Source organism: Acinetobacter sp. A47, assembly GCF_000805455.1.
Classification (GTDB): domain Bacteria; phylum Pseudomonadota; class Gammaproteobacteria; order Pseudomonadales; family Moraxellaceae; genus Acinetobacter.
This window is the reverse complement of sequence record NZ_JSUS01000071.1, coordinates 258877-280037: the sequence shown is the minus strand read 5'-3', so window position 1 is coordinate 280037 and position 21161 is coordinate 258877. Positions and strand designations below refer to the sequence as shown.

The 21161-nt window shown below is 45.5% G+C and carries 33 protein-coding genes and 1 pseudogene; 28 read left to right on the top strand and 6 right to left on the bottom strand.

What is annotated here, in order from left to right:
* The first annotated feature begins 1 nt into the window (after position 1).
* Positions 2-1243, top strand: a complete 1242-nt coding sequence (locus OC23_RS16715; protein WP_038346105.1) for a dicarboxylate/amino acid:cation symporter — start codon at positions 2-4, stop codon at positions 1241-1243.
* A gap of 59 nt (positions 1244-1302) precedes the next feature.
* Here OC23_RS16715 and OC23_RS16710 read toward each other — a convergent pair whose 3' ends face one another.
* From OC23_RS16710 to OC23_RS16685, 6 genes are all read right to left on the bottom strand, one after another.
* A complete protein-coding gene (locus OC23_RS16710) occupies positions 1303-2244 on the bottom strand; it encodes a metal-dependent hydrolase (RefSeq protein WP_038346104.1) in 942 nt (313 codons plus the stop codon).
* 132 nt (positions 2245-2376) lie between these two features.
* Positions 2377-3153 (bottom strand): ribosome biogenesis GTP-binding protein YihA/YsxC, encoded by a 777-nt coding sequence (gene yihA, locus OC23_RS16705; protein WP_038346103.1) that lies wholly within the window; start codon positions 3151-3153, stop codon positions 2377-2379.
* 84 nt (positions 3154-3237) lie between these two features.
* Positions 3238-3690: an RrF2 family transcriptional regulator gene (locus tag OC23_RS16700; RefSeq protein ID WP_038346102.1), complete on the bottom strand. Its 453-nt coding sequence runs from the start codon at positions 3688-3690 to the stop codon at positions 3238-3240.
* Positions 3691-3769: 79 nt separating this feature from the next.
* Entirely contained in the window at positions 3770-4981 is a 1212-nt protein-coding gene (hmpA, locus tag OC23_RS16695) for an NO-inducible flavohemoprotein (RefSeq protein WP_038346101.1), read from the bottom strand.
* Positions 4982-5122: 141 nt separating this feature from the next.
* Positions 5123-6670 carry a helicase HerA-like domain-containing protein gene (locus tag OC23_RS16690; protein WP_038346100.1) on the bottom strand — a complete coding sequence of 516 codons (1548 nt, stop codon included), beginning with the start codon at positions 6668-6670 and terminating at the stop codon, positions 5123-5125.
* A 20-nt stretch (positions 6671-6690) separates the two neighbouring features.
* Positions 6691-7884, bottom strand: coding sequence for a PLP-dependent transferase (locus OC23_RS16685; protein ID WP_038346099.1), 1194 nt, complete (start codon positions 7882-7884; stop codon positions 6691-6693).
* Between the two features lie 167 nt (positions 7885-8051).
* Between OC23_RS16685 and OC23_RS16680 the strand changes: the two genes are divergently transcribed.
* From OC23_RS16680 to rpsD, 27 genes and pseudogenes are all read left to right on the top strand, one after another.
* Positions 8052-8780 carry a type 1 glutamine amidotransferase gene (locus tag OC23_RS16680; RefSeq protein ID WP_038346098.1) on the top strand — a complete coding sequence of 243 codons (729 nt, stop codon included), beginning with the start codon at positions 8052-8054 and terminating at the stop codon, positions 8778-8780.
* Between the two features lie 226 nt (positions 8781-9006).
* The gene (gene rpsJ / locus OC23_RS16675; RefSeq protein WP_000070912.1) at positions 9007-9318 is read left to right on the top strand and encodes a 30S ribosomal protein S10; all 312 of its coding nucleotides are present in this window, start codon (positions 9007-9009) and stop codon (positions 9316-9318) included.
* A gap of 58 nt (positions 9319-9376) precedes the next feature.
* Positions 9377-10015 (top strand): 50S ribosomal protein L3, encoded by a 639-nt coding sequence (gene rplC / locus OC23_RS16670; RefSeq protein WP_038346097.1) that lies wholly within the window; start codon positions 9377-9379, stop codon positions 10013-10015.
* A gap of 11 nt (positions 10016-10026) precedes the next feature.
* Complete coding sequence (rplD, locus tag OC23_RS16665; RefSeq protein WP_004641072.1) at positions 10027-10629, top strand: 50S ribosomal protein L4; 603 nt, start codon at positions 10027-10029, stop codon at positions 10627-10629.
* Entirely contained in the window at positions 10626-10946 is a 321-nt protein-coding gene (rplW, locus tag OC23_RS16660) for a 50S ribosomal protein L23 (RefSeq protein WP_038346096.1), read from the top strand. The genes rplD and rplW overlap by 4 nt, the downstream gene beginning before the upstream one ends.
* Before the next feature lie 11 nt (positions 10947-10957).
* On the top strand, positions 10958-11782 hold the full coding sequence (gene rplB / locus OC23_RS16655) for a 50S ribosomal protein L2 (RefSeq protein ID WP_038346094.1): 825 nt from the start codon (positions 10958-10960) through the stop codon (positions 11780-11782).
* 13 nt (positions 11783-11795) lie between these two features.
* Complete coding sequence (rpsS, locus tag OC23_RS16650; RefSeq protein ID WP_004641066.1) at positions 11796-12071, top strand: 30S ribosomal protein S19; 276 nt, start codon at positions 11796-11798, stop codon at positions 12069-12071.
* A gap of 11 nt (positions 12072-12082) precedes the next feature.
* Positions 12083-12412 carry a 50S ribosomal protein L22 gene (gene rplV, locus OC23_RS16645; RefSeq protein ID WP_005086837.1) on the top strand — a complete coding sequence of 110 codons (330 nt, stop codon included), beginning with the start codon at positions 12083-12085 and terminating at the stop codon, positions 12410-12412.
* A gap of 1 nt (position 12413) precedes the next feature.
* Positions 12414-13230, top strand: a pseudogene (rpsC, locus tag OC23_RS16640) (30S ribosomal protein S3).
* Positions 13170-13583: a 50S ribosomal protein L16 gene (gene rplP / locus OC23_RS16635; RefSeq protein WP_004657678.1), complete on the top strand. Its 414-nt coding sequence runs from the start codon at positions 13170-13172 to the stop codon at positions 13581-13583. Before rpsC ends, rplP begins: the two are co-directional and overlap by 61 nt.
* Positions 13583-13780: a 50S ribosomal protein L29 gene (gene rpmC, locus OC23_RS16630; protein ID WP_000849927.1), complete on the top strand. Its 198-nt coding sequence runs from the start codon at positions 13583-13585 to the stop codon at positions 13778-13780. The genes rplP and rpmC overlap by 1 nt, the downstream gene beginning before the upstream one ends.
* On the top strand, positions 13777-14034 hold the full coding sequence (rpsQ, locus tag OC23_RS16625) for a 30S ribosomal protein S17 (RefSeq protein ID WP_004657679.1): 258 nt from the start codon (positions 13777-13779) through the stop codon (positions 14032-14034). Before rpmC ends, rpsQ begins: the two co-directional genes overlap by 4 nt.
* Before the next feature lie 92 nt (positions 14035-14126).
* A complete protein-coding gene (rplN, locus tag OC23_RS16620; RefSeq protein WP_004657680.1) occupies positions 14127-14495 on the top strand; it encodes a 50S ribosomal protein L14 in 369 nt (122 codons plus the stop codon).
* A 9-nt stretch (positions 14496-14504) separates the two neighbouring features.
* Positions 14505-14822: a 50S ribosomal protein L24 gene (gene rplX / locus OC23_RS16615; protein ID WP_038346092.1), complete on the top strand. Its 318-nt coding sequence runs from the start codon at positions 14505-14507 to the stop codon at positions 14820-14822.
* A 15-nt stretch (positions 14823-14837) separates the two neighbouring features.
* Positions 14838-15374, top strand: coding sequence for a 50S ribosomal protein L5 (gene rplE / locus OC23_RS16610; RefSeq protein WP_004877617.1), 537 nt, complete (start codon positions 14838-14840; stop codon positions 15372-15374).
* 9 nt (positions 15375-15383) lie between these two features.
* Complete coding sequence (rpsN, locus tag OC23_RS16605) at positions 15384-15689, top strand: 30S ribosomal protein S14 (RefSeq protein WP_038346091.1); 306 nt, start codon at positions 15384-15386, stop codon at positions 15687-15689.
* 11 nt (positions 15690-15700) lie between these two features.
* Entirely contained in the window at positions 15701-16096 is a 396-nt protein-coding gene (rpsH, locus tag OC23_RS16600; protein ID WP_038346090.1) for a 30S ribosomal protein S8, read from the top strand.
* A gap of 13 nt (positions 16097-16109) precedes the next feature.
* Positions 16110-16643 (top strand): 50S ribosomal protein L6, encoded by a 534-nt coding sequence (rplF, locus tag OC23_RS16595; protein ID WP_004641046.1) that lies wholly within the window; start codon positions 16110-16112, stop codon positions 16641-16643.
* 14 nt (positions 16644-16657) lie between these two features.
* The gene (rplR, locus tag OC23_RS16590) at positions 16658-17008 is read left to right on the top strand and encodes a 50S ribosomal protein L18 (protein WP_004641044.1); all 351 of its coding nucleotides are present in this window, start codon (positions 16658-16660) and stop codon (positions 17006-17008) included.
* A gap of 2 nt (positions 17009-17010) precedes the next feature.
* On the top strand, positions 17011-17508 hold the full coding sequence (rpsE, locus tag OC23_RS16585) for a 30S ribosomal protein S5 (RefSeq protein ID WP_004657688.1): 498 nt from the start codon (positions 17011-17013) through the stop codon (positions 17506-17508).
* A gap of 6 nt (positions 17509-17514) precedes the next feature.
* The gene (gene rpmD, locus OC23_RS16580) at positions 17515-17691 is read left to right on the top strand and encodes a 50S ribosomal protein L30 (protein ID WP_000849088.1); all 177 of its coding nucleotides are present in this window, start codon (positions 17515-17517) and stop codon (positions 17689-17691) included.
* A 3-nt stretch (positions 17692-17694) separates the two neighbouring features.
* Positions 17695-18135, top strand: a complete 441-nt coding sequence (gene rplO / locus OC23_RS16575; RefSeq protein WP_038346088.1) for a 50S ribosomal protein L15 — start codon at positions 17695-17697, stop codon at positions 18133-18135.
* 45 nt (positions 18136-18180) lie between these two features.
* Complete coding sequence (gene secY / locus OC23_RS16570) at positions 18181-19500, top strand: preprotein translocase subunit SecY (protein WP_171068368.1); 1320 nt, start codon at positions 18181-18183, stop codon at positions 19498-19500.
* A gap of 21 nt (positions 19501-19521) precedes the next feature.
* The gene (gene rpmJ / locus OC23_RS18925) at positions 19522-19638 is read left to right on the top strand and encodes a 50S ribosomal protein L36 (protein ID WP_000867907.1); all 117 of its coding nucleotides are present in this window, start codon (positions 19522-19524) and stop codon (positions 19636-19638) included.
* Positions 19639-19745: 107 nt separating this feature from the next.
* Positions 19746-20102 (top strand): 30S ribosomal protein S13, encoded by a 357-nt coding sequence (gene rpsM, locus OC23_RS16565; RefSeq protein WP_000090815.1) that lies wholly within the window; start codon positions 19746-19748, stop codon positions 20100-20102.
* Positions 20103-20121: 19 nt separating this feature from the next.
* A complete protein-coding gene (rpsK, locus tag OC23_RS16560; protein ID WP_004281491.1) occupies positions 20122-20508 on the top strand; it encodes a 30S ribosomal protein S11 in 387 nt (128 codons plus the stop codon).
* Positions 20509-20520: 12 nt separating this feature from the next.
* Positions 20521-21144, top strand: coding sequence for a 30S ribosomal protein S4 (gene rpsD / locus OC23_RS16555; protein WP_038346085.1), 624 nt, complete (start codon positions 20521-20523; stop codon positions 21142-21144).
* Positions 21145-21161 lie beyond the last annotated feature (17 nt).

Genomic DNA, 21161 nt, shown 5'->3' with positions numbered 1-21161 from the left:
AATGAATTTAAATACACAGATTTTGATTGCCGCCGTATTGGGGGTAGGCCTGGGTTTCCTGCTGGTCGCCTACCCGCACAGCGCTTGGGTTGAATACAGTTTATATGGACTGGGTGTGCTCAGTAGCGTGTTTATCGGTTTGCTGAAAATGCTGCTGATTCCCCTGATCTTTAGCTCGATTGTTGTCGGTGTGTCCAATTTGCAGGCCGGAGGCCAGTTTGGCCGAGTCTGGAAAATTACCGCGCTCAGCTGTCTGACCACCACCACGCTGGCCCTGATTTTGGGAATTGGCTGTGCCCATCTGTTCGATGTGGGCAAAGGCGTAGATATCCAGCTGTTTCAGGCTGCCATGGAGCGTCATCAGACACCCGATACCTTGACGCCATCCAGTTTTTTCACCACTTTTATTCAAAATACGCTCATTAATCCATTCAAGGCCTTTAGTGAAGGTAATGTGCTGGCTGTAGTGGTGTTTGCCTTATTTCTGGGGGTTGCTCTGGTTAAGGGGGGAGAACGTTTTGCTCTGGTTCGCAATATCAGCCAGCAATTTTTTGACATCATGATGCTGCTGGTTGGCTGGGTCATGAAGCTGGCTCCAATTGGTATTTTTGCACTCTTGGCCAAGCTGATTGCGACTGAGGATCTGTCAGTACTGAGCCGCTTGGTCGAGTTTGCGGCGGTGGTGACCGGAACCACCATTTTTCACGGTGTAGTGGTATTACCTGCCTTGCTGTGGGTGTTTGGGCGCATGAGTCCGGTCACCTTTTTCAGGGGGGCGAGAACCGCACTGGTCACGGCATTTGCCACCAGTTCCAGCTCTGCCACCATGCCGCTGAGCATGAAATGTGCACAGGAAAATCTGGGGGTTCGGCCGCAGACCGCAGGCTTTGTGATTCCGTTGGGTACCCAGTTAAATATGGATGGTACGGCGCTTTATGAGGCCGCTGCCGCTTTATTTATTGCCAATTTAATGGGCTTGGATCTCAGTTTGACTCAGCAGATTATTGTCTGCTTGACTGCCATGATTGCCTCACTGGGCGCGCCGGGCATTCCGAGTGCAGGCATGGTCACCATGATTATGGTACTGCAATCCGTCGGTTTGCCAGCCGAAGCGATTGCCATCTTGTTGCCGATTGACCGTGTGCTCGATACCGTGCGTACCGTGGTCAATGTGCAGGGAGACATGATGATCAGTGTGGTGGTGGATCGCTATGCCAAACAGGCCGAAGCCGAGGCAAGCTAAGCTGAATTGGAAAATAAAAAAAGCAGGAGATTATTCCTGCTTTTTTTAGGTTTCAAGGTTTAAGCGGCTTGCTGTAACGCCCGTTTGGCGGCTGGTGAACTGTTTAAATAATTCACCGCATCCTGGGTGTTGCCTTCCTTAACCGGGTCGTACCACGGCATCAAATAATCCAGCTGTTGTGCCACCAACCATGCAGGGCCGGGCAGTATTTTAGAATCCTTTAAGGCGATCTTGGACCATTCCATCCAGATCCAGGGTTTAAACACGCTGGGTTTCTTGTCGGCAAAACGTGGGTCTTGGCTCATGATATGGGCTGCGCCGTCAACCCATAGCCCGAGAACACCGGCAATGACCGCGACACTGAGGTAGTAACGTGCAATATAGCCACCGCCTAAATGACGGTAAAGGTCAAAGGCGACGGTACGGTGTTCGATTTCTTCTGAGCCATGCCATTTGATCAGGTCTAGCATTTCCGGATCGGCACCCAGTTCTTCCCAGCGTTTGTTGTAAAGCGCATATTTTCCGAGTACACAGGTCATATGCTCAACGGTGGCAATTACACCGAGACGGAATAAGTCCCATTGATGATCCAGAACTTTCGGGATGTCTTTACCAAATGGTTTGTCTGCCAGCACTTTGCCAAACAGGAAATCCATAATGTCGAGATTACGCTGGATATCGATATTGCGCTGACTGAGATATTCTTTATTTGCCGAGGTATGGGCAACAGCATGCATGGCTTCCTGACGAATAAATGCCTGAACATCCTGTTTTAGTTTTTCATCGGTGATTTTAGGCAGGACCTTATTATATAAACGGCAGAACCAGAACTCGCCGGCAGGTAAGATGTTATTAATTTCATTAATGAAATAACTGGCAAAAGGTTGATCTGGGATCCAGTCTACGGGCGTATTTTCCCAATCAAACTTGACCTTGCGCGGGAGGATTTTATAGTCAATTGAAGAACCAATCTTGTTCTTCACAAATGATAGTAATTTCATTGTTGTTTCGTCCCAATCGATAGTGCAATCAACCAACACTAAGCAGTATATGTAAACTGCCTAGTGTTTGTGTTTAGCAATTCGGGACAATTAAAAATTATTTAATGCATCAAGTTGCATGAAATGCATTTTTTATTCTTCGAGGTCGGTTTCTGAAGCCTCCGGAATCTGCTCCAGATCAAATTCAGCCGGCTGGTCAAGGGTAAAGTTCAGTCGGCCAGCCATCACACTCGCCAATTCTTCCAGCCCGATTCGGTTGAGTGACGAGAACAGTTGAATCGAGAAATCGAGTTTCATCTTCTTCAGTTGCTGCTTGACTTCCAGCAGGGCTTTATTGGCAGGGCCGCGATTCAGCTTGTCGGCCTTGGTGAGCAGGATGTGTACGAACAAGTGACGGGAATGTGCCCATTCCAGCATCATCAGGTCGAAGTGTTGCAAGGGATGGCGAATATCCATCAATAGCACCAGACCTTGCAGGCTTTTACGGTGGATCAGATAGTTTTCCAGTTCTTTCTGCCAGACAATTTTCATGGCTTCTGGCACCGCTGCATAACCATAACCGGGCAAGTCGACCAGACGCTGATCCGGATTGCCCAGACTAAAAAAGTTGATCATCTGGGTGCGGCCCGGTTTTTTAGAGGCGCGCGCCAGTTGCTTTTGGTTGGTTAAAGTGTTGATCGCACTGGACTTGCCGGCATTTGAACGCCCGGCAAATGCAATTTCATAGCCTGTATCTTCTACGCATAAAGCCAGCTTGGGCGCACTCATTAAAAATTCAGCCTGGCGCAACCAGGTTAAAGATTGAACCGCATATTCAGTCAATGCTGGATCAGGCTTTTTTTCATAGCTGATTTTTTGTTTAGGTGCGAGTCTGGCTTTGGTGTCTTTCGATTTTTCACTACGACGCATAGAAGCTTACTTTTGAATTGAAATAGCAACGACCATTATAAAGGATGTGAAGGCTTCGTGCGAATCCTGATGTTGAAGCTGCCATCAGGCTTTGTGTAGCAGTTCCAGAAAGCTGATGTCTGAGTGCGCTGAGGAGGGAACGATTCCGTGCTGCACCACTTCGCCCAGTGTATATTGATCCAGACTCTGATAAAAACATTCGAGTGCCTGATCTAAAATCCCTTTAAGTCCGCAATGTGATCTTAATACGCAGGGAGGGGTATTGCATTCAACAATCTGGTGGCTGCCCTGTAAAGTCCGGACAATCTCTCCCAGTTTCAGGTTTTTGGCCTCCGGGTTGAGGTGAAGACCGCCACCTTTGCCACGAATGGTCACGATCCATTGCTGCTTGCCCATGAAATGCACGACTTTTACCAGATGGTTTTGCGACACATGCAAGTCTTTGGCGATATCTGCAATCGTATAGGGTACATCACTCGGGCGAGCAACATACATCAGGATTCTGAGTGCATAATCTGTAAACTTGTTAAGTTGCATGTGGCTTGATTCGATCTGGGACAATAAATAGAAAAGGCTAGTCTATCACAGGCTAGCCTTATACAAAATGCAATGCAGATCAGCTCAGTTTGACACCACCGGTACCAAAGGCTTCACTGTGAATATGTTCAGCAGGAATGCCCCGTGCCAGCAGTGCCTTGTGTTGCTCTGCCATAAATGGCATTGGTCCACATAAATAGTAATCTGCATGGGCTGGAAGCAGGGCGGCATCCATCGTGCTCAGATCCAGACGACCAGCGCTGTCATAATCCTCACCGAGTACATCAGCTTGCTGCGGAAATTCATACGCTGTAAAGGTACTTAAACGTGGATACTTGCCTTTTAGCTCCTGCACATGCTTCTTCATGGCATGAACCTGGCTGCTACGGCAGGCATGAATAAAGCTCACCGGTTGTGGCATATCCAAAGTTACCAGCTGGTTGAGCATGGCAATCATTGGAGTTAAGCCAACACCTCCACTGATAAAGACATTAGGTTTGTTGCTGTCAATTAAATAGAAGTTTCCTGTGGGTGCCGACACTTCAATTTCCGAACCTTCTGCTAAACCGTGTAAGGTACTGGATACCCAGCCACCAGCAAGTTCACCTTTTTCATCTTCACGTTTCACCGAGATACGCAGGTAATCTGCCTGTGGGCTGGTTGAAAGGGTGTACTGGCGGGGTTGTCTTAAATTGAGCTCAGATACAAATACGCGAACTGAAATGTATTGGCCTGCTTCATATTGTGGTAATTCACCACCATCCACAGGCGCGAGGTAGAAAGAGGTAATTTCGTCACTTTCTACCACCTTCTTGACAATTTTGAAATTACGCCAGCCCAGCCAGCTGCCTCGGGTTTGTTGATGTTGCTCATAAATCGCTTTTTCAGTGCTGATAAACAAATCAGCCAGTTGTCCGTAAGCTGCAGCCCAGGCTCCAATCAGTGGATCTTCCATGGAAATATTCAATACTTCACTAATCGAATGCAGCAGGTTTTCACCCACAATGCCGTAGTCTGGCGACTGGATGTTTAAGCTGACATGTTTGTGCGCAATCAGCTCTACCACTGGTAACAGTACCGAAGGATCTTCGATATTTTCTGCATAAGCCAGAACTGCCCCTGCAAGCGCCTGTGCCTGAGCTCCACTGCGTTGATGCCCCATGTTAAAGGTTTCTTTTAGATCAGGATTGTTTCCTAACATGCGGTTATAAAAATATCCGGTCAGGGCCACACCATTTTCACGAAGGACAGGAACAGTGGCTTTGACCAGTTCAATTTGCTGTGGAGTCATGAGGATCTCGCTTGGCTGTTATTTATAAGATGTATTTAAAATACATCTTATAAATAACATTTGCAATAACTGTGGGAATAAATTCCATAAAAAAATTAAGGGATAATATATTATCCCTTAATTTTTAACCAGATAACTAATTTATTTACCAAACAGTGAACCCAGTAGACCCCGGACAATTTTTTGTCCGGTACTGCCACCCAGACTGCGTGCGGCACTTTTTGCAAAGGTTCCCACGATATCCTGCGTCAGTTTTTCCCGGTCACGTTGCGCTTTTTCGGCAGCTTTCTGTTGCTCACGGGCAAAACGCTCTTGCTCTTTGGCCTGTTGCTTGGCCAGCGCTTCCTGTTCTTTGCTTTGCTGTTTTGCCAAGGCCTCTGCTTCCTTTTGCTGGGATTGTTGCAGGACTTTCTTTTGCAGCATTTCATAGGCGCTGTCGCGGTCTACTGCTTGATCGTACACACCTGCGACGATACTTTGTGAAATGATCACTTGGCGTTCTTCAGGGCTAATCGGTGTAAAAGAGGAGTAGGGTGGCATCACCCAGCCACGTTCCACGATTTGCGGTGTGCCCTGTTCATCCAGACAGCTAATCAATGCTTCCCCAACTGCCAGTTCGGTAATGGCTTGATCCACTTTAAACTCTGGATTGGCACGGAAGGTATCTGCGGCAGTTTTAACTGCTTTCTGGTCTTTGGGCGTAAATGCACGTAAGGCATGCTGTACGCGATTGCCAAGTTGTCCTAAAACACTTTCTGGCAGATCGAGCGGGTTCTGGGTAATAAAGTAAATCCCCACTCCTTTGGAACGGATCAGACGTACCACTTGTTCAATCTTCTGTTGTAAGGCCGGGCTGGCATTGTCAAACAGCAAGTGTGCCTCATCAAAGAAGAACACCAGTTTGGGTTTGTCCATATCGCCGACTTCCGGTAGCTGTTCAAATAGCTCCGACATCATCCAGAGTAAGAAGGTGGCGTACAGTTTTGGGGTATTCATCAGCTTGTCGGCTGCTAAAATATTGATGTAGCCATGACCATGGGGATCGGTCTGAATAAAGTCGAGGATATTCAGGCTCGGTTCACCAAAGAACTGTTCACCGCCCTGATCGCCTAAAGCCAGTAAATTACGTTGAATGGCTCCGAGACTGGCCGGAGAGAGATTGCCATATTCAGCTTTTAGCTCGGCTGCATTTTCACTGACATAGCTGAGCATTGCTTTGAGATCTTTAAAATCGATCAGTAAAAGGCCTTGATCATCGGCAATCCTGAATACAGCAGAAAGCACGCCTTCCTGCGTATCATTCAGGTTTAGCATCTGAGCCAGTAATAAGGGGCCAATTTCTGAAATGGTGGTGCGGATCGGGTGGCCTTGCTGACCAAATAAATCCCAGAAAATTACAGGTGCAGCAGCAAAGGGGACAGGTTCAAGTTGTAAGGTTTTCAGTCGTTCATCAAATTTGGGATTACTCTCACCAGCTTTGGCAAGGCTGGAAACATCGCCTTTGGCATCGGCAAGGAATACGGGTAAACCCAGTCGGGAAAAGCTTTCTGCCAGCACTTTTAGGGTAACGGTTTTACCGGTTCCTGTGGCACCGGCAATCAGACCATGCCGGTTTGCAAATTTAGAATGCAAAACAATTTCTTGTGTTGTATCTGTAGTTTTTTTAGCGATCACGATGGGTGTATTCATGCTTCACCTGTTTTTTAATTTCATTCGAGCTGTTTTAATGCGTTTTGAATATCTTGTATTAAATCCTGCGGATGTTCTAGTCCAATACAGAAGCGCACCAGCAAACCTTGTTGTAAATGTGTATTTTGCAGTGTGCGCATCTGCTTTAAGTCATAGAGCATGGCCAGACTAACCGGGCCACCCCAGCTAAATCCAAGCTTAAACAGTTTTAAGTTATCACAGAATTTACGAACTGCGCTCAAATCATATCCTGCTTTGAAAATGACACTGACCAGTCCGGCACTTTTTCTGCTCGGGCAAATTTCTGTCCAGAACTGATGACCTGCCGAATCAGGTGAGGCCGGATGCAAGACCTGACTAAATTGCGGTTGTTGCTTGAGCCATTCAAGCAGGTGCAGGGCGCTTTGTGATTGCTGGTCATAGCGGAGTGACATATGGGCCAGACTGCGTTGAATCTGCGCCGTATCATCACCAGAAACGCAAATCCCCTGAATCGCATGCATCCGGTATAGCTTGTGGTGGAGCTGTTGATCGCGGGTCACCACTGAACCCATGAGGATGTCACCCCCTCCGCTCGGGTATTTGGTGAGGGCATGTACGGTGATGTCGACTGCTAAATGTTCAGCAGAGAAGTCGAAAGCATTAAATGCCAGGCCGGCGCCCCAGGTGTTATCCAATGCAGTCAGTACCTTGGCCTGCTGTGCTTTCTTGACCAGGTTGATAAGATCGGGAAACTCTAGCGTGACCGAGCCTGCTGCTTCCAGCCAGATCAGCTTGGCTTTCTCTGTCGGTTGAAAACTGGCGGCATCAACCGGATTATACATTTTAACCCTAATGCCATAACGGTCTTGCAGATGGTTCAGGTGCTCAAGATTAGGGCCGTAAATATTGTCCGGTACCCAGACTTCATCTCCTGTAGCTAGCAAGGTGCTGTTGACCAGATTGATCGCAGATAAGCCGCTGGGTGCCAGCAAGCAGTATTTTCCGCCTTCAATCCGGGCAATATTGTCCCCTAAGGTAAAGGTTGTTGGTGTACCGTGTGTGCCATAACTATAGTCATAGGCATCGGTCCAGTGCCGGTCAAAAAGGTGCGCCGTACTTTTGAAAATGATGGTTGATGCACGAAATAGGGGAGGCTGAACCGTTTCAATATATTGGGGTGCCTGACGGGGTGCGTGGATGAGATCGGTTTGTGCTTGGTTCGGTGTTGTCATGGGGCAAAATCTAATCAGGATAATCTGTGAGGTTAAGAGAAAACGAACAAAGCTGCCAGTGATTTACCGCTTTTGTACAGAAACGTTACAGATACAGGGCCCTGCCTAAAACTGGCTTTATTTTTGCTAAGACTAAGCATCATTCTAACGATAATAGGTTATAGCGCATGAAGACGCATTTAAGGGTGCATTATTTTCAGCATATTGCTGGTGAAGGTTTTGGCAGTTGTTATGAGTATTTGAAAGCTCATCAGGCAAAAATTACTGCAACCGAATTTTTTGCCTTGCCTGTCGATTTACCGCTTGAACTGGAGGCTTTGCCGCATATAGATGAGGTCGATTTGCTTATCATTATGGGCGGAAGCATGAGCGTAAATGATGAGGCGAATTATCCCTGGTTAAAACTTGAAAAAAGATGGTTACGCCGTTATCTGGCGGCCGGAAAGCCTGCCATCGGGTTATGTCTGGGCGGGCAACTGATTGCCAATGCGCTGGGTGCTGCTGTCAGCCGTAATCCGGTTCAGGAGCTGGGCTGGATGGATGTCGGGCGTGCTTCACATATTCCGGATGATTATTTTCAGGTTCCCGAGCGTTTGAATATTTTACAATGGCATAGTGAAACCTTTGAAATTCCTAAAGGTGGGGTACGTCTGGCCGAGAATGAAGTTTGCCGGAACCAGATGTACCAGATTGGACGTAATGTGCTTGGATTCCAGTTTCATCCGGAAATCACGCCACAGGCTTTGGCTTTGCTGATCGAAAATGAAGAAGATATGGCTGTTTTCAAGGGTGAACATGTGCAGGCAATGGCTGAATTGAAAAGCACCCGGAAAAGCCGGTTTGAAGCGGGAAACCGCTTGCTGAATCAGGCCATTGACTATGTGTTGAGTCCATAAACAGATAAAATGCCTAAAAAATGAAAAGAAGAATTGCATAAGACTTAAACAATCGTTATAATGGGCGACCCTCAAATGGAGGGCGTTCACTACGAAGAAAGTAGTCAACGCATTACAGTCGTGGCATCGATCACGACCATAGTGATTTTCACTGCCCTTGACACTTGCCAAAAGGTGAGGTGCGTCATGGGTGATTCTTTATATATTTGGCTTGGAGTTTACTGGTATGTCTAACCAGAGAATTCGTATCCGTTTGAAGTCTTTTGATCATCGCCTGATTGATCAATCTGCTCAAGAGATCGTAGAAACCGCTAAGCGTACTGGCGCACAAGTGTGTGGTCCAATCCCGATGCCTACTCGCATCGAACGCTTCAACGTTCTTACTTCACCACACGTCAACAAAGACGCTCGTGATCAGTACGAAATCCGCACTTACAAGCGCTTGATCGATATCGTTCAACCAACAGATAAAACTGTTGATGCATTGATGAAGTTAGATCTTGCTGCTGGTGTAGATGTTCAGATCGCTTTGGGTTAAGGCTTTCGGTTAATTAACTGCTTAGTTAATTAGGCCGCTTTATTAGAGGTTTATGCACATGGCTATTGGTTTAGTCGGTCGCAAATGTGGTATGACTCGCATCTTTACGGATGCTGGTGTATCTGTACCTGTTACAGTTATCGAAGTCGATCCAAACCGCATTACGCAAATCAAAACACTTGAAACTGATGGTTATCAAGCAATTCAAGTAACTACTGGTGAACGTCGCGAATCGCGCGTAACTAACGCTCAGAAAGGTCACTTTGCGAAAGCAGGTGTTGCTGCTGGCCGTTTGGTTAAAGAATTCCGCGTTACTGAAGCTGAGCTTGAAGGCCGCGAAGTTGGTGCTTCTATCGGTGTTGATTTGTTCACAGTTGGTCAAATTGTTGACGTAACTGGTCAATCAAAAGGTAAAGGCTTCCAAGGTGGTGTTAAGCGTTGGAATTTCCGTACGCAAGATGCTACTCACGGTAACTCTGTATCTCACCGTGTATTAGGTTCTACAGGTCAAAACCAGACTCCTGGTCGCGTGTTCAAAGGCAAGAAAATGGCTGGTCACTTAGGTGATGAACGCGTAACAGTTCAAGGTCTTGAAATCGTATCTATTGACGCTGAACGTTCTGTTTTGGTTGTTAAGGGTGCTATTCCTGGTGCAACTGGCGGTGACGTTATCGTGCGTCCTACCATCAAGGCCTGAGGGGAAATACTGTGAATTTAAAAACTGTTTCCGGCTCTGCTGTTGAATTGTCTGAAGTTGCTTTCGGACGTGAATTTAACGAAGCTCTTGTACACCAAGTTGTTACAGCTTATTTAGCTGGTGGTCGTCAAGGTACTCGTGCTCACAAATCACGTGCAGATGTTTCTGGCGGTGGTAAAAAGCCATTCCGTCAAAAAGGTACTGGTCGCGCTCGTGCGGGTTCTATTCGTAGCCCAATCTGGGTTGGTGGTGGTAAAACTTTTGCTGCTCGCCCACAAGATTGGTCTCAAAAAGTAAACCGTAAGATGTATCGCGGTGCAATGCAATGTATCTTAGCTGAACTTGTTCGCCAAGATCGTCTTGTATTGGTTGAAGAGTTTGCTGTTGCAGCTCCAAAAACTAAAGAATTGCTTGCAAAACTTACCGACTTGAATGCAACTCGCGCATTGATCATTACAGATGCTGTAGATGAGAACTTGTATCTTGCAGCGCGCAACCTTCCACACGTTGATGTGGTTGATGCTACTGCTATTGATCCTGTTAGCTTGATCGCATTTGATAAAGTTGTAATGTCTGTAGCTGCTGCTAAGAAAATTGAGGTAGAACTCGGATGAACAACGAACGTATCTATCAAGTCCTATTAGGACCAGTATTCTCAGAAAAAGCACAAGTTTTAGGTGATACTGCTGGTGTTCAAGTGTTCAAAGTTGCATTAAATGCAAACAAGCTTGAAATCAAGAAAGCAGTTGAGCAGCTCTTTGGTGTTGAAGTTGTTAAAGTAAATACAACAATCACTAAAGGTAAAACAAAACGCTTTGGTAAAACATTAGGACGTCGTTCTGATGTGAAAAAAGCATACGTCACCCTGAAAGCTGGCCAAGATGTAGAAATGGCTGACTTGGGCGATACCGCTGAAAACGCAGCGGAATAAGGACGAGAATTATGCCAATTCAAAAATGTAAGCCAACGTCTCCAGGACGTCGCTTTGTAGAGAAAGTGGTTCATGACCATCTTCACAAAGGCGCGCCTTATGCACCGTTGGTAGAAGCTAAAAAACGTACTGGTGGTCGTAATAACAATGGTCACATCACTACACGTCACGTGGGTGGTGGTCATAAGCAAAACTACCGTATTGTTGACTTTAAACGTAATAAAGATGGCGTTCCTGCAACTGTAGAACGTATCGAATACGATCCTAACCGTACAGCACATATTGCTTTGTTGAAATATGCTGACGGTGAACGTCGTTACATCATTGCGCCTAAAGGCTTACGTGCTGGTGATAAAGTTCAATCTGGTAACGATGCTCCAATTCGTCCAGGTAACTGCTTGCCACTTCGTAACATGCCAATCGGTTCTACCCTTCATAACCTTGAACTTAAAATCGGTAAAGGTGCTCAGTTAGCACGTTCTGCTGGTACTTCAGTTCAGTTACTGGGTCGTGATGGTTCTTACGCGATCGTTCGTTTACGTTCTGGCGAAATGCGTAAAGTCCATGTTGAATGTCGCGCTGTTATTGGTGAAGTTTCTAACCAAGAAAGCAACCTTCGTTCATTGGGTAAAGCTGGTGCTGCGCGCTGGCGCGGTGTTCGTCCTACCGTACGTGGTATGGCGATGAACCCGGTAGATCACCCGCACGGTGGTGGTGAAGGGCGTAGTAAGGGTATCCAACCTGTAAGCCCATGGGGTCAAAAAGCTAAAGGGTACAAGACACGTACCAACAAGCGTACGACTAAGATGATTATTCGCGACCGTCGCGTCAAGTAAGGGAATCTGAATAATGCCTCGTTCATTAAAAAAAGGTCCATTCGTCGACGCACATTTGTTCGCTAAAGTTGAAGCTGCTATTGCTGCTAACAACCGTAAGCCGATCAAAACTTGGTCACGTCGTTCAATGATCCTTCCAGACTTTGTTGGTTTAACAATTTCTGTTCACAATGGCCGTAACCACGTTCCAGTAATCGTTACTGAACACATGGTTGGTCATAAATTGGGTGAATTCGCACCAACTCGTACCTATCGTGGTCACGGTGTTGATAAGAAGTCTAAACGTTAATAGGTGCTATGATGGAAGTTACTGCTAAATTACGCGGTGCCGCTATCTCGGCACAAAAAGCACGTTTAGTTGCTGATTTGATCCGTGGTAAGTCGGTTGCGCGTGCGCTAGACATTTTAAACTTCAGCAACAAGAAAGCAGCTGTGCTTGTTAAAAAAGCGCTTGAATCTGCAATTGCGAATGCTGAACACAACAACAGCTTAGATGTTGATGACCTTAAAGTAACTACGATTTACGTTGATGAAGGCATGAGCCTGAAACGTATCATGCCACGTGCTAAAGGCCGTGCAGATCGTATTACTAAGCGTACTTGTCACATCACCGTTAAGGTAGGGGTTTGATATGGGTCAGAAGGTTCATCCAATCGGTATCCGCCTAGGTGTTGTGAAACGCCATAACGCTAACTGGTATGCGAATCCGAAACAATACGCTGAATACTTGCTTAAAGATCTTCAAGTTCGTGAGTTTTTGATCAAAAAACTTAAGAATGCGATGGTGAGCAATATTCTTATCGAACGTCCTACAGGCGCTGCTAAAGTAACAATTAGCACTGCTCGTCCTGGTATCGTTATCGGTAAAAAAGGCGAAGATATTGAAAAATTACAGCGCGAACTCACCAATATTATGGGTGTTCCAGCTCAAGTCAGCATCAATGAAATTGATCGCCCAGACTTGGATGCACGTTTAGTTGCTGAAGCAATTGCTTCTCAATTAGAAAAGCGTGTTATGTTCCGTCGTGCAATGAAACGTGCGGTTCAAAACACAATGCGTGCCGGCGCTAAAGGTATCAAAGTTGAAGTTTCTGGCCGTTTAGGTGGTGCAGAGATCGCTCGTACTGAATGGTATCGTGAAGGTCGTGTACCTTTGCATACACTTCGTGCCGACATCGACTATGCAACTATGCGCGCAGAAACAACATACGGTACGATCGGTGTTAAAGTTTGGATTTTCCGTGGCGAGATCTTGGGTGGCATGAAACAAGTCATGAACCCTGCTCCTGCTGAAGAGCGTCCAGCTAAACGCGGTCGTGGTCGTGGTGAAGGTCAAGAGCGTCGTGGTCGTCGCGGTGACCGTGCTGCTGACAAGGGAGAATAATCCATGTTGCAACCTAAACGTACCAAATTCCGTAAAGTGCACAAAGGCCGTAACACTGGTCTAGCGCATCGTGGTAGTACAGTATCATTTGGTTCGATTGCAATCAAAGCAACTGAACGTGGTCGTATGACTGCGCGTCAGATTGAAGCTGCACGTCGTACCATTAGCCGTCGTATCAAACGTGGTGGTAAAATCTTCATCCGCGTATTCCCGGACAAACCAATTACCGAAAAACCATTAGAAGTTCGTATGGGTAAAGGTAAGGGTAGCGTGGAATACTGGGTTTGTCAGATCCAGCCAGGTAAGATCCTGTACGAAATTGAAGGTGTTAGCGACGAGTTAGCGCGTGAAGCTTTTGCTTTAGCTGCTGCTAAACTCCCGTTTAAAACCACTATCGTGACTCGGACGGTAATGTAATGAAAACTAAAGATCTACGTGAAAAGTCGGTAGAAGAGTTGAAAGCTTTGCTTGATGAGCAACAGCTTAACCAATTCCGTCTTCGTATGGCAAAAGCAACCGGTCAATTAGGCAAATCGCATGAAGTGCAAATTGCTCGTAAGACAATTGCTCGTATTAAGACACTCCTTACCGAAAAACAGGGGAACGGACAATGAGTGAAAAAACAGTCCGCACGTTAACCGGCAAAGTCGTAAGCGACAAAATGGACAAGTCTATTGTTGTGCTTATTGAACGCCGCGTTCAACACCCGTTGTATGGCAAATCAATCCGCCGTTCAACTAAATTACACGCTCATGATGAGAACAATGTTGCTAAATTAGGCGACTTGGTAACCATCAAAGAAAGCCGCCCAATTTCTAAAACTAAAGCTTGGACTTTAGTGGAAGTAGTTGAAGCTGCTGCTGAGTAATTAGACGTTCTTGTTGCATCATCGGACAATTTCGAGTACTCTTTGAGCCTTTCGAAATTGTGACCGGTGATGCTCGGTTTTGGAGTAGGGCAATGATTCAAACCGAAAGTATGCTCGACGTAGCAGACAACAGTGGTGCACGCCGCGTACAATGTATTAAAGTACTTGGTGGTTCACACCGTCGTTATGCTTCAGTTGGCGACATTATTAAAGTTACTGTAAAAGAAGCAATCCCACGCGCACGTGTTAAAAAAGGTGACGTGATGAATGCTGTAGTTGTACGTACAAAATTCGGTATCCGTCGTCCAGATGGTTCTGTTATTCGTTTTGACGATAACGCTGCTGTAATTTTGAACAACAACAAAGCTCCGATTGCTACTCGTATCTTCGGACCAGTGACTCGTGAACTTCGTACTGAACAGTTCATGAAAATCATTTCATTGGCTCCTGAAGTTCTATAAGAGGCAATCATGGCTAAGATTAAAAAAGGCGATCAAGTAATTGTGATCGCAGGTAAAGAAAAAGGCAAACAAGGTGTTGTTTTGTCTGTTTCTGAAGATCGAGTTAAGGTCGAAGGCCTTAACTTAGTGAAGAAGCACCAAAAGCCAAACCGTGTAACTGGCGCTGAAGGCGGCATCGTTACTCAAGAGGCTACGCTTCATATTTCAAACGTGGCAATTTTTAATGCTACAACCCAAAAGGCTGACCGTGTTGGTTACCAAGTGATTGATGGCGTGAAAACTCGCGTTTATAAATCAAATGGTGAATCAGTGGCGGCAGCGAAGTAATAGGTTGAAAAGGCAATGGCCAGACTTAAAGCACGTTACAATGACGAACTTAAAGCGAAGTTAAAAGAAGAACTTGGCGTTAAGAACGTGATGGATATTCCACGCATCACAAAAATCACCCTGAACATGGGTGTAGGCGCAGCTGCAACTGATAAGAAATTATTAGATGGCGCTGTTGCTGACATGCAACTCATTGCTGGTCAAAAACCAGTTGTGACTCTTGCTCGTAAATCAATCGCTGGTTTCAAAATCCGTGACGGTTGGCCGATCGGTTGTAAAGTTACTTTACGCGGCGACCAAATGTACGAATTCTTGGATCGTTTGATCTCGATCGCAATCCCTCGTATCCGTGACTTCCGTGGTTTCTCTGCGAAATCATTTGATGGTCGTGGTAACTACTCTATGGGTTTAAAAGAGCAAATCGTTTTCCCTGAAATCGATTTTGACAAAATTGATCGTATCCGTGGTTTAGATATCACTATTACGACCACTGCTCGTAGCGATGACGAAGGCCGTGCGCTTATGCGTGCATTCGGCTTCCCGTTCAAATAAGAGGTCGATATGGCTAAGAAAGGTATGATTAATCGCGAATTGAAACGCGAAAAGACAGTTGCTAAATACGCTGCAAAACGTGCTGAATTAAAAGCTGTTATTGCAAATGTAAACGCAAGTGACGAAGAACGTTTCGATGCGATGTTAAAGTTACAAGCATTGCCACGTAATGCATCTCCAGTACGTCTTCGTAACCGCTGTGGTTTAACTGGTCGTCCTCATGGTTACTTCCGTAAGTTCGGTTTAAGCCGTAACAAATTACGTGACACAGTAATGCAGGGTGATGTACCAGGCGTTGTTAAGGCAAGCTGGTAAGGAGCGACTAAATGAGTATGCAAGATACCGTTGCCGACATGTTAACACGTGTTCGTAACGCACAAATGGCAAAGAAACAAACTGTTTCTATGCCTTCTTCTAAGTTGAAAGTTGCAATTGCAAACGTACTTCAACAAGAAGGTTATATTTCAAATGTAGAAGTTGCTCAAGAAGATGCAAAAGCTACTTTGACAATTACTTTAAAATATTTCGAAGGCAAGCCAGTTATCGAAACCGTTAAGCGTGTAAGCCGTCCAGGTCTTCGCCAATACCGCGGTAAAGATAAAATTCCTAGCGTTAAGCAAGGTTTAGGTATTGCAATTGTTTCTACAAGCAAAGGCATCATGACTGATCGCGCTGCACGTGCTGCGGGCATCGGTGGTGAAGTTATTGCTTTTGTTTCTTAATAGGTGATTCCTCATGTCTCGTGTGGCTAAAGCCCCAGTAACTGTACCTAATGGTGTAACAGTTACTCAGAACGGCCGGCAGGTCGAAGTGAAAGGCAGCAAAGGTACATTGTCTTTCAACCTGCATGCGCTGGTCGAGCTAAAACAGGAAGAAGGTAAACTTCAACTTGCTCCGGCTAAAGAGTCGAAAGACGCTTGGATGCAAGCTGGTACTGCTCGCGCTGTATTGAACAACCTTGTAAAAGGTGTTAGCGAAGGCTTCGAACGTAAGTTACAGCTTGTTGGTGTTGGTTATAAAGCTGCGGTTAAGGGTACTGTTGTAAACCTTAACCTTGGTTACTCACACCCAATTGACTACGCTTTACCTGAAGGTGTAACAGCGGAAACTCCAACTGCGACTGAAATCATCTTGAAATCAGCAAACAAGCAGTTGTTAGGTCAAGTGGCAGCGGAAATCCGTGCATACCGTGCTCCTGAACCATATAAAGGTAAAGGTGTTCGTTATTCGGATGAAGTTATTCTTCGTAAAGAAGCTAAGAAGAAATAAGGCGCGAGGTTCTTATGAACGAAAAGAAACAAACCCGTTTGCGTCGTGCGAAAAGCACACGCTTGCACATTCGTGCATTGGGTGCGACTCGTTTGTGTGTAAACCGCACTCCGCGTCACATCTATGCGCAAGTTATTTCAGCAGATGGTGGCAAAGTTTTAGCGCAAGCTTCAACTTTAGATGCATCTTTACGTAGCGGTACTACTGGTAACGTAGAAGCAGCTACGAAAGTTGGTGCTTTGATCGCAGAACGTGCTAAAGCAGCTGGTGTTACTAAAGTTGCATTTGACCGTTCTGGTTTTAAATATCATGGTCGTATCAAAGCCTTGGCTGATGCTGCTCGTGAAGGCGGCTTGGAGTTCTAATCATGGCGAAAGTTGAACAAAACGAAGGTCTCGTTGAAAAGCTGGTTGCCGTTGATCGTGTAGCCAAGGTTGTTAAAGGTGGTCGTATCTTCTCTTTCACAGCATTAACTGTTGTGGGTGATGGTAACGGTCGTGTAGGTTTTGGTCGTGGTAAAGCACGTGAAGTTCCAGCTGCTATTTCTAAAGCACTTGAAGCTGCTCGTCGTAACATGATCACTGTAGACCTTGCGGGGACTACTTTACAACACCCTGTGAATGCTCGTCATGGCGCAAGCCGTGTATACATGCAACCTGCTTCAGAAGGTACTGGCGTAATTGCTGGTGGCGCGATGCGTGCTGTTCTTGAAGCTGCAGGTGTACATAACGTACTTGCTAAATGTTATGGTTCTACAAATGCTGCTAACGTAGTAAACGCAACTTTCAAAGGTTTGCGTGATATGACTTCTCCTGAGAAAGTCGCTGCGAAACGTGGTCTTTCAGTAGAACAAATTCAAGGGTAATCAATCATGAAAACGATTAAAGTTACCCAGACTAAATCTTCATCGCATCGTTTAAAAAATCATAAACTTTGCCTTCAAGGTTTAGGTCTGCGTCGTATTGGTCATACTGTAGAAGTGCAAGATACGCCTTCTAACCGTGGTATGATCAACAAAGTTTACTATATGGTTAGTGTAGAGGAATAAGCCATGACTCTGCGTTTAAATGAACTTTCACCTGCAGAAGGTGCAAAACGTGAACACCGTCGTCTAGGCCGTGGTATCGGTTCTGGCGTTGGTAAGACTGGTGGTCGTGGTATCAAAGGTCAAAACTCACGTAAGAGTGGCGGTACTCGTCCGGGCTTTGAAGGCGGTCAAACTGCGATTTATCGTCGTTTACCAAAATTCGGCTTCACTAGCCAAATCGCTTTGAAAACTGCTGAAGTACGTTTGTCTGAGCTCAATAAAGTTGAAGGTGATGTAGTTAGCCTTGAAACTTTAAAAGCTGCGAATGTTGTTCGTCGTGACCAAATTCGTGCTCGCATCGTTCTTTCTGGTGAAATCACTCGCGCATTCACTGTTAAAGGTGTTGTGTTGACTAAAGGCGCTAAAGCTGCTGTTGAAGCTGCTGGCGGTAAAGTCGAGGAGTAATCTCGAGTGTCTATGACTCCTAGTTCTTCAGGTCATGTCAACATGATGAAAGGCCAACCGTTTCATGTGAAATACCGTGAAATTATTCGTCGATTAATGTTCTTGATTGGCGCGTTATTGGTCTTTCGACTAGGAGCGCATATTCCGTTGCCGGGGATTGATAATGTAGCACTGGCACATTTTTTTAAAGCTAATGAAGGTACCTTCTTAGGTTTATTTAATATGTTCTCTGGTGGTGCATTAGAACGCATGTCGATTCTGGCGTTAGGAATCATGCCGTACATTTCTGCATCGATTATCGTGCAGTTAATGTCTACGGTGGTTCCTTCGCTGGAAGCTTTGAAAAAAGAAGGCGAGCAAGGCAAACGTAAAATCAATCAATATACGCGTTATGGCACCTTGTTTCTTGCACTCGTGCAAGGGGTTGGGATGTGTGCTGGCTTGATCAGTCAAGGTATTACCTTAACATCAGGTCTGGCATTCTATGTTCCAGCAGTAACTTCGTTAGTTGCAGGAACTATGTTCTTGATGTGGTTGGGCGAGCAGATTACCGAACGTGGTGTTGGTAATGGGATCTCGATGATCATTTTCGCAGGAATCGTGGCAGGTTTGCCTAATCTTGTGATTCAGTCGTTTACGTCTGTACAAAATGGTCAGGGTAGTTTAATTGGTTTAGCTGTTTTCGGTTTACTCTCATTAGCCGTTCTCGCTGCGATTGTGTTTATTGAAAAGGCACAGCGTCGTATTCCAGTGAACTACGCACAAAAACAGCAAGGCCGTCGTGTATTTACTGCACAGCAAACACATTTGCCGTTAAAAATTAACATGGCCGGTGTGATTCCAGCGATTTTTGCAAGCTCATTGTTATTATTTCCAGCGAGCTTGGGACAGTGGTTAGGAAGTGCTGATCCAAATGCAGGGATTGTAAAACGTAGCCTACAAGATCTGGCATTGGTGTTATCGCCTGGACAGCCGTTGTATTTAATGCTCTTTGGCGCGTTAATTATCTTCTTCTGTTATTTCTATACGGCGCTAGTATTTAGTCCGAAAGAAGTATCAGAGAATTTAAAGCGTAGCGGGGCATATGTGCCTGGTATCCGCCCAGGTGAGCAAACGGCTCGTTATTTAGATCATATTCTTAACCGTTTGACCTTCATTGGTGCGATCTACATCACTGTAGTGTGTTTAATGCCTATGGTGCTACAAAGTTCATTCGGTATTCCATTCCATCTGGGTGGGACATCGTTATTGATCGTAGTGGTAGTAGTAATGGACTTTATGGCGCAACTCCAAGCGCACCTTACATCGCATCAGTATGATAATCAAACGTTAATGAGAAAAACGACTGCTCATCCTAAGGGATAAGCGCACTTAGAAGGTTTCATCATGAAAGTACAAGCTTCTGTAAAGAAAATTTGTGGTAGCTGTAAAGTTATCCGTCGTAATGGGGTTATTCGCGTAATTTGTAGCGCAGAACCTCGTCATAAGCAGCGTCAAGGTTAATTTAATTAAGACCTGTTGATTTCAGTAGGCTAATTAGGTTATTATCCGCCCCTCAAGATTTTTGTGGGGCGGTTGATTATCTTGACTGCCTTTTTGGAGAAAATTGAATGGCTCGTATTGCCGGTGTAAACATTCCGGATAACAAGCATGCTGTTATCTCTCTCACGTATATTTTTGGTATCGGTCGCCACACTGCTAAGAACATCTTGGCTGCTGTAGGTATCACTGAAACTACAAAGATCCGTGAATTAGATGATGCTCAGCTTGATGCGATTCGTGCAGAAGTTGCTAAGGTTCCTACCGAAGGTGACTTACGTCGCGAAATTTCCATGAACATTAAACGTTTAATGGATTTAGGCTGCTACCGCGGTCTTCGTCATCGTCGCAGCTTGCCTGTTCGCGGACAACGCACCAAAACTAACGCACGTACCCGTAAAGGTCCGCGCAAACCGATTAAGAAATAAGATTTCTGGAAGCTAAAAGATGGCTAAAGATACTCGCGCACGCAAGAAGGTCACTCGTACCGTCTCTGAAGGTGTCGCACACATTCACGCTTCTTTTAATAACACCATTGTTACGATTACCGATCGTCAAGGTAATGCATTGGCTTGGGCTACCTCAGGTGGACAAGGCTTCCGTGGATCACGTAAATCAACACCGTTTGCTGCTCAGGTAGCTGCTGAAGTTGCTGGTAAAGCTGCTTTGGATTACGGTTTGAAAAACTTGGACGTCCTTGTTAAAGGTCCTGGTCCAGGTCGTGAGTCTGCGGTTCGTGCATTAGGTGCAGTGGGTTATAAAATTAACAGCATTACCGATGTGACTCCAATTCCGCACAACGGTTGCCGTCCACCTAAAAAACGTCGCGTGTAAGGAGAAACATTCATGGCTCGTTATATTGGTCCAAAATGCAAACTCTCTCGCCGCGAAGGGACAGACCTGCAATTAAAATCTGGCGTTAAACCATTTGACGTTAAGACTAAAAAACATGCTAAAGCTCCTGGCCAACATGGTCAAAGCCGTGCAAAACAATCTGAGTATTCACTACAATTACGTGAAAAACAAAAAGTACGTCGTATGTACGGTGTGTTAGAGCGTCAATTTAGTAACTACTACAAAGAAGCTGCTCGTGTTAAAGGCGCAACAGGTGAAAACTTGTTGAAATTGCTTGAAAGCCGTCTTGATAACGTTGTTTATCGCATGGGTTTTGGTTCTACACGTGCAGAAGCTCGTCAGTTAGTATCTCACCGTAGCATCACTTTGAACGGCCGTCGTGTTAACATTGCATCTATCCAGGTTAAAGCTGGTGATGTAATTGCAGTACATGAAGGCGCTAAGCAACAATTACGTATTAAAAACGCAATTGAATTAGCTGCTCAACGTGGTATCCCGGCTTGGATGGAAGTTGACCATTCTAAGCTAGAAGGTACGTTCAAAGCTGCGCCAGATCGTTCTGATTTACCTGCTGAAATCAACGAAAGCTTGATTGTAGAATTGTATTCTAAATAATCCTTGAGGTAGCAATA

Coding starts and splice junctions, on each gene's coding strand:
- rplV (WP_005086837.1), top strand. CDS start 12,083: ATGGAAGTTACTGCTAAATTACGCGGTGCCGCTATCTCGGCACAAAAA.
- rpsJ (WP_000070912.1), top strand. CDS start 9,007: ATGTCTAACCAGAGAATTCGTATCCGTTTGAAGTCTTTTGATCATCGC.
- rplF (WP_004641046.1), top strand. CDS start 16,110: ATGTCTCGTGTGGCTAAAGCCCCAGTAACTGTACCTAATGGTGTAACA.
- rplX (WP_038346092.1), top strand. CDS start 14,505: ATGGCTAAGATTAAAAAAGGCGATCAAGTAATTGTGATCGCAGGTAAA.
- rplE (WP_004877617.1), top strand. CDS start 14,838: ATGGCCAGACTTAAAGCACGTTACAATGACGAACTTAAAGCGAAGTTA.
- rpsS (WP_004641066.1), top strand. CDS start 11,796: ATGCCTCGTTCATTAAAAAAAGGTCCATTCGTCGACGCACATTTGTTC.
- rplO (WP_038346088.1), top strand. CDS start 17,695: ATGACTCTGCGTTTAAATGAACTTTCACCTGCAGAAGGTGCAAAACGT.
- hmpA (WP_038346101.1), bottom strand. CDS start 4,981: ATGACTCCACAGCAAATTGAACTGGTCAAAGCCACTGTTCCTGTCCTT.
- rpsN (WP_038346091.1), top strand. CDS start 15,384: ATGGCTAAGAAAGGTATGATTAATCGCGAATTGAAACGCGAAAAGACA.
- rpsQ (WP_004657679.1), top strand. CDS start 13,777: ATGAGTGAAAAAACAGTCCGCACGTTAACCGGCAAAGTCGTAAGCGAC.
- rplC (WP_038346097.1), top strand. CDS start 9,377: ATGGCTATTGGTTTAGTCGGTCGCAAATGTGGTATGACTCGCATCTTT.
- OC23_RS16685 (WP_038346099.1), bottom strand. CDS start 7,884: ATGACAACACCGAACCAAGCACAAACCGATCTCATCCACGCACCCCGT.
- rpsH (WP_038346090.1), top strand. CDS start 15,701: ATGAGTATGCAAGATACCGTTGCCGACATGTTAACACGTGTTCGTAAC.
- rplP (WP_004657678.1), top strand. CDS start 13,170: ATGTTGCAACCTAAACGTACCAAATTCCGTAAAGTGCACAAAGGCCGT.
- OC23_RS16715 (WP_038346105.1), top strand. CDS start 2: ATGAATTTAAATACACAGATTTTGATTGCCGCCGTATTGGGGGTAGGC.
- rpmC (WP_000849927.1), top strand. CDS start 13,583: ATGAAAACTAAAGATCTACGTGAAAAGTCGGTAGAAGAGTTGAAAGCT.
- rplB (WP_038346094.1), top strand. CDS start 10,958: ATGCCAATTCAAAAATGTAAGCCAACGTCTCCAGGACGTCGCTTTGTA.
- rpsD (WP_038346085.1), top strand. CDS start 20,521: ATGGCTCGTTATATTGGTCCAAAATGCAAACTCTCTCGCCGCGAAGGG.
- OC23_RS16680 (WP_038346098.1), top strand. CDS start 8,052: ATGAAGACGCATTTAAGGGTGCATTATTTTCAGCATATTGCTGGTGAA.
- rplW (WP_038346096.1), top strand. CDS start 10,626: ATGAACAACGAACGTATCTATCAAGTCCTATTAGGACCAGTATTCTCA.
- yihA (WP_038346103.1), bottom strand. CDS start 3,153: ATGCGTCGTAGTGAAAAATCGAAAGACACCAAAGCCAGACTCGCACCT.
- rpsK (WP_004281491.1), top strand. CDS start 20,122: ATGGCTAAAGATACTCGCGCACGCAAGAAGGTCACTCGTACCGTCTCT.
- rplN (WP_004657680.1), top strand. CDS start 14,127: ATGATTCAAACCGAAAGTATGCTCGACGTAGCAGACAACAGTGGTGCA.
- rpsM (WP_000090815.1), top strand. CDS start 19,746: ATGGCTCGTATTGCCGGTGTAAACATTCCGGATAACAAGCATGCTGTT.
- rpmD (WP_000849088.1), top strand. CDS start 17,515: ATGAAAACGATTAAAGTTACCCAGACTAAATCTTCATCGCATCGTTTA.
- secY (WP_171068368.1), top strand. CDS start 18,181: ATGAAAGGCCAACCGTTTCATGTGAAATACCGTGAAATTATTCGTCGA.
- rpmJ (WP_000867907.1), top strand. CDS start 19,522: ATGAAAGTACAAGCTTCTGTAAAGAAAATTTGTGGTAGCTGTAAAGTT.
- rplR (WP_004641044.1), top strand. CDS start 16,658: ATGAACGAAAAGAAACAAACCCGTTTGCGTCGTGCGAAAAGCACACGC.
- OC23_RS16700 (WP_038346102.1), bottom strand. CDS start 3,690: ATGCAACTTAACAAGTTTACAGATTATGCACTCAGAATCCTGATGTAT.
- OC23_RS16690 (WP_038346100.1), bottom strand. CDS start 6,670: ATGAATACACCCATCGTGATCGCTAAAAAAACTACAGATACAACACAA.
- OC23_RS16710 (WP_038346104.1), bottom strand. CDS start 2,244: ATGAAATTACTATCATTTGTGAAGAACAAGATTGGTTCTTCAATTGAC.
- rpsE (WP_004657688.1), top strand. CDS start 17,011: ATGGCGAAAGTTGAACAAAACGAAGGTCTCGTTGAAAAGCTGGTTGCC.